The sequence below is a fragment of the Sulfitobacter sp. HI0129 genome, assembly GCF_001635395.1.
Classification (GTDB): Bacteria; Pseudomonadota; Alphaproteobacteria; order Rhodobacterales; family Rhodobacteraceae; genus Sulfitobacter.
This window is the reverse complement of sequence record NZ_LWGH01000353.1, coordinates 1-5,432: the sequence shown is the minus strand read 5'-3', so window position 1 is coordinate 5,432 and position 5,432 is coordinate 1. Positions and strand designations below refer to the sequence as shown.

Below are 5,432 nucleotides of genomic sequence, written 5' to 3'. Positions count from 1 at the left end.
CCACCGACACCGCGTTCAGCAGGGCCGCGATGGCGGGCGCGTCGCGGATGCGCAGATCGCCAACCTGCAGCTGACCGTCGAAGGCCCCGCCCGATCCCACGGGCACCAGCACGAGGTTGAGATCCCCGCCCACCACCTGCCGCGCCACCGAGGCGCTGCGCAGCACGCCGCCCGCGTCTTCGGAGGCGAGCCGGATCGCGCTGCGCCCGCCAAGGGGCAGCACCTGTCCGCGCAGGGCCGTCCCGCCGTTGACCCGCGCTTCGAAAGAGCCGTCAAGCCCGCGCGACAGATCGAAGCGACCGCGCATTTCCGTCAGCGCGATGGTGTCGGTAATCTGCAACCGATCGAGCGAGAGCAACAGCGGCGGCGTGGGCTTCCCGCTGGGTTCCGTTTTGCCGAACTGGTCGCGGCGCATGTCGATCATGCCGCCGCGCACCACGACCTGCACCGGTTGCCCCTTGCCCTGCCCCACAAGGTCGAGCGGCAAGTCGAGCCAATCGCCCACCACAACGCGATCAAAGCGCAGCCGGTCAAGCGCGCCATCCGGTTTCAGTTTGACGGAACCGCGCGCCGCAAGTCCCGGCCCCTCGATCCGCAGCACGGACACTTCGGGTGTCTCGCCCAGCGTGCCTTCCACGCGCAGCGCGCCGCCCGCCGCGGCGGTCTTGGCCCATGTGACCTGCGGCACCTCGATACGCAGGCCGCGCAGGTCCGACGTGAGGGTGAACGCAGGCGGCCTGCCGCGTTTCAGCGCGAGCGAGATGTCGGCCTTGCCCTCCCCCGAAACACTGCCCGGGGGCAGCAGGATCCCGAAAGCCTCCAACGTATGCGGCGACAGCGCGATCTGCCCCGTGAGCGTGCTGCTGTCCGACCCCGGCCCGATCCGCTGGGACCAGCGCGCGTCAAAGCCGATCCCGTCGAGTCGCCCTTCCCCCGCGATGGTCAGCCGCTCGTTCGTCGCCGCCAGCGTCATGCTTGGCACCCGAAGGGTCCGGTCCTTGACCAGCGTGTCGCTGGACAGGTCCGACAGCGTGCCGTCGAAGTGATAGGTCACATCCTCGGGCTTGCCGCCCTTGCGCAGTGGGAAGGACAGTGTGCCATCAAGCTCGGCACGCCCGTCGGCAAGCGTCACGGGCAGCTTCACCTTGTCCATCACCCGCATGGGCGGCTGGTTCAGCAGCGACAGCGCCGCCGTGACGGTCGATTCGGTGTGCAGGCGCACCACGGCGGGCGGCCCGCCCTTCACCCGTACATCGGGCATGATGAACGAAGACCCCGCGATGTTCACCGCCCCGCCCTGCGGCGCGATCACGCGGCCCGCGTCCAGCCCCAGCACGAAACGGTTGTCGAGCAGGCTGGCGTGGCCGTGGGCATCCTGAACATGGGGCATCGTCTTCATGAAGCGCACCTCGGCATCCGCGTATTCGAAGGCCAGATAGGTGCGCGGCCCGGCCCCGGGGGCGAGGCGCACCGCCACGTCCACATTGCTGAGTTGCCCGCCCTTGAGGTTCTCCTCCAGCCAGCGGCGCGTCTTTGGCTTGGCCTGCGTCGGCCAAAGCTCCAGCAGCCGGGGCGGCGTGATCGTATCGAGCCCCGCGTCCACCGACACATTCCATCCGTCGGACCCGGCTTCGGCTTGCCCTTCGACGGTGAGCGTACTGCCGCCATCGTCGATCTGCAGGCGGCCCAGCCGCAGGCGGAACGGATCGAGCTGAAGCTGCAGGTCCACATCCGCACCGGCGAGCGATACCGGCGCGGCATAGAGATCCGCCGGATTGGTCACGATGCCGCGCAGTTGCAACTGGGCGATCAGCCGGTCGAGCCTTCCCGCGGCGATCCCTTCCAACTGGGCCTCGCCGGTCATCCGCCCGCTGACCCACGGGCTGCGGACCGACAGGTCATCGAACCGCAAAAGCTGCGCCTCCGGGTCGTAGACGAAATAACTGCGCGCCCCGTCGAAGGGGATCGGCGCGGTGCCCGGCTCGGGCTGCAGTGCGCCCGCCCCGATTTCCAGCGCCGCATTGAGCGGCTCCAGCCGCCCCGCCGCCGTCAATCCGCTGCGCACCGAGCCCGAGATCGGCGCGTCGAGCGCGCCCAGCCACGCGAAGGCCGGGCCCTGTGCGGCGATGTCGGCGGCGGCGATATCGTCGAAGGAAACGCCGAATTGGGCCTCCGCCGTACCCAGCCGGGTGGTGTAGCTGGCCGAGAGCGTCGCAACCCCCGCCCGCCCGCTGAGCAGTGCAAGGCTGGTCGACAGGGCCAGCGCATCGCCATCGCGCCGAAGCTGCATCCGCCCGCCGTCCACCGTCCAGCCGCGTTTTGTGCGGGCGTCTTCGTACCGCAGGGTCAAGGCCCGCAGCGACACCTGCCGCAGCGCGGACAGTGCCGGCGCGTCGAACAGCGCGTCGATCTGGCCCACCAGTTCCGGCAGCGTTGCCGCCTGCCTCACGCGTGGCGCGGCACCCGGCCCGGCGCTCAGGCTCACCCGGCCATCAAGGCCCCGGCGCAGGCGCAGGAAGATCCCCGACAAGGCAACCTCGCGCGGTTGCAACTGGCCGTCCAGCAGGGCGGGCAACGACAGGCTGGCCTTCACCTCGTTGAAGCGCACGATGTCGCCGCCGCCGGGGCTGCGCACGTCGATCTGGCTCAGCCGGATGCGGGGCCGCCAGCCTTCATCCATAATCAGGACGATGTCGCCGAAAGTCACCCGGGCCTGCGGCAGCGCCTCTGCAAGGCGCTCTTCGATCCGGGTTTCCAGCCACTCCGGCGCGCTGAGCGGGCGGCCCGTCAGCGCGATGAGCGCCAGCGCCCCCATGGCGGCAAGGCTCAGCACCACGGCCAGCAGCCACAGGCCCGCGCGGCGCAACCCGCGCCGCCGCGCGCGGCGGCCTTCCCCTGCCGTGTGCGGGCCGTTCTGCGCCATACCACCGCCGCCGTTGCCTGTTACCGGACCGCGCGACACCCGCTGCGCCGGGGGTTTAATCCCGCGCGGTCCGGCCTAGTATGTCAGCCTGCTCCGGCGCATCAAGCGAAACGGAGAGCGACACAATCACGAAACGGAAAAGATTTCATGCCAGAGACCCACGACGAGGCCCCCGATTTCACGCTGCCCGCCACCGGGGGGCAGGATGTGACCCTGTCCGACCTGCGCGGCGCGCCTGTGGTGGTCTATTTCTATCCGCGGGACGACACACCGGGCTGCACCAAAGAGGCCATCGGCTTTTCCGAACGGCAAGAGGCGTTCCGCGCCGCCGGGGCCCATGTGCTGGGCATCTCGCGCGACAGCATCGACAAACACGACAAGTTCACTGCCAAGCACGGGCTGACGATCACCCTGCTGTCGGACAGCGACGGCACGGTCTGCGAAGACTATGGCGTCTGGGTCGAAAAGAACATGTACGGCAAGAAAACCATGGGCATCGAGCGCGCCACCTTTCTGATCGACGCCAAGGGCCGGATCGCCCGGGTCTGGCGCAAGGTGAAGGTGCCCGGCCACGTTGATGAAGTGCTGCAAGCGGTTCAGGCGCTTTGACCGCCGCGCTTGCCGAACAGGCCGAAGCCGTCCTGCGTTGTGCCGACGGGCGCGAAAAGACCGCCCTGTCCCGTGAGTTCGCCGCGCGCTGGCAGGCGGCCCGCGCCCGGGGCGAAACCCCGCCCGTGGGGCGAGCCGACCCGCCGGATCATCCGGCCCGGCCCGCGCGGCCCGAACTGCTCAGCCCGCGGGAGGTGCCGCGCCGCCGCCCCGGCACGCCAGAGGGCCGCATCGCCCTGCTGCATGCGGTGGCACATATCGAACTCAATGCCGTGGACCTGCACTGGGACATCATCGCACGTTTTTCTCACGTGCGCCTGCCGATGGGGTTCTTCGACGACTGGGTGAAGGCCGCGGACGAGGAATCGAAACATTTCAACCTGATGTGCGACTGCCTCGAGGCGATGGGCAGCCATTACGGCGCCCTGCCCGCCCATGCCGGCATGTGGCGCGCGGCGCAGGACACGGCAGAGGATCTGATGGGCCGCCTCGCCGTGGTGCCCATGGTGCTGGAGGCGCGCGGCCTCGACGTGACGCCGGGCATGATCGAGATCTTCCGCAAGGCCGGGGAATCGGATGCCGTCGCAGCACTTGAGACGATCTATGCCGAGGAGGTTTCCCACGTGGCCTACGGCAGCAAGTGGTTTCATTTTCTCTGCGGGCGGGAAGACGTGGACCCGAAGGACCGGTTTCACGCCCTTGTCCGGCGCTATTTTCACGGCGCGCTCAAGCCCCCCTTCAACGAGGAAAAGCGGGCCGAAGCGGGGATTCCGCCGGACTTTTACTGGCCGTTGACGGAACCTCAGTAAGGCTGCGTGGGCCAAACCCTTGGTATCGGCGGATTTTTGCCGGATGGGCGGATTCGCTCCCCGTGACGTACCGGCAGCAAGCAACAGGGTTGCCCGATGGGGGTCCACTGGATATGCAACATGGAACCGGGCGCGACGAGTGGGACCGTAACGCCCAGCAGGGACGGACAAAGGAAAGAAACGTGCGCACAAGGCTTGCCATCAAGACACATGCTCTGTTGGAGCATTTCTTTCCCGAACGCCGCGTCTTCCTCAAATCCGATACCGACACCCGATTCATCCGCCTGCGCCCGTCGACCCAGCTTGCCGTCTTTGCGGGCAGTGCAGCGCTCGTGGCCTGGGCCATCATCGCCACCGCCGTGATCCTGATGGACAGCATCGGCTCGGGCAATTTCCGCGAACAGGCCAAGCGGGACCAGCGCACCTATCAGGCCCGCCTGAACGAACTTTCCTCCCAGCGCGACCTGCGCGCCGAAGAAGCGCTCGCCGCACAGGAACGCTTCAATGCCGCGCTCAAGCAGATCTCCGTCATGCAGTCGGAACTGCTGTCATCGGAAACCCGCCGCCGGGAGTTGGAAACCGGCATCGGCGTGATCCAGAGCACGCTGCGCTCCACCATGAAGGAGCGGGAGACGGCGCGGGGCCAGCTTGCGGCGCTGGAAACCTCCATCGAGGAATCGGGCAACGGCACCCTGCAGACCGCCGCCTCCAACGTTTCGCTCAATTTCCTGTCCGACGCGCTGGCCGAAACCGCGGCGGAGCGGGACAAGGTGATCGCCGACGCGCAGGAGGCATTGCTCCACGCCGATGAGATGGCCCACCAGATCGCCGTGATGCGCGAGCGGAACGACACGATCTTCCGCCAGCTCGAAGAGGCGATGACCGTCTCGGTCGCCCCGCTGGACAAGATGTTCCGCAGCGCCGGCATGCCCACGGACCGCATCATCGCCACGGTCAAACGCGGCTATTCCGGTCAGGGCGGCCCGATGACACCGCTGTCCTTCTCCACCCGACCAAGCTGCATACCGTGGGCCAGCCGGCACCCGGAAACGAAATCCGCCTGATCGACAGCGAAGGCCACGAAGTGCCCC

3 protein-coding genes and 1 pseudogene are annotated in these 5,432 nt (G+C 68.1%); 3 read left to right on the top strand and 1 reads right to left on the bottom strand.

The genetic code is table 11. The features are described from left to right. A partial coding sequence (locus tag A3764_RS08925) for a YhdP family protein (protein ID WP_067951499.1) occupies positions 1 to 2,923 on the bottom strand: 2,923 nt, incomplete at its 3' end. Between the two features lie 147 nt (positions 2,924 to 3,070). Here A3764_RS08925 and bcp point away from each other — a divergent pair. From bcp to A3764_RS08910, 3 genes and pseudogenes are all read left to right on the top strand, one after another. Beyond that, entirely contained in the window at positions 3,071 to 3,532 is a 462-nt protein-coding gene (gene bcp, locus A3764_RS08920) for a thioredoxin-dependent thiol peroxidase (RefSeq protein WP_067921671.1), read from the top strand. Then, on the top strand, positions 3,529 to 4,341 hold the full coding sequence (locus tag A3764_RS08915) for a ferritin-like domain-containing protein (RefSeq protein ID WP_067921668.1): 813 nt from the start codon (positions 3,529 to 3,531) through the stop codon (positions 4,339 to 4,341). Before bcp ends, A3764_RS08915 begins: the two co-directional genes overlap by 4 nt. A gap of 182 nt (positions 4,342 to 4,523) precedes the next feature. After that, positions 4,524 to 5,354: pseudogene (locus tag A3764_RS08910) on the top strand (DUF5930 domain-containing protein); the annotation flags it as partial. Between the last annotated feature and the right edge of the window lie 78 nt (positions 5,355 to 5,432).

What these genes read in the sequence shown, in the direction of transcription:
- bcp (WP_067921671.1), top strand. Translation starts at nt 3,071, where the DNA reads ATGCCAGAGACCCACGACGAGGCCCCCGATTTCACGCTGCCCGCCACC.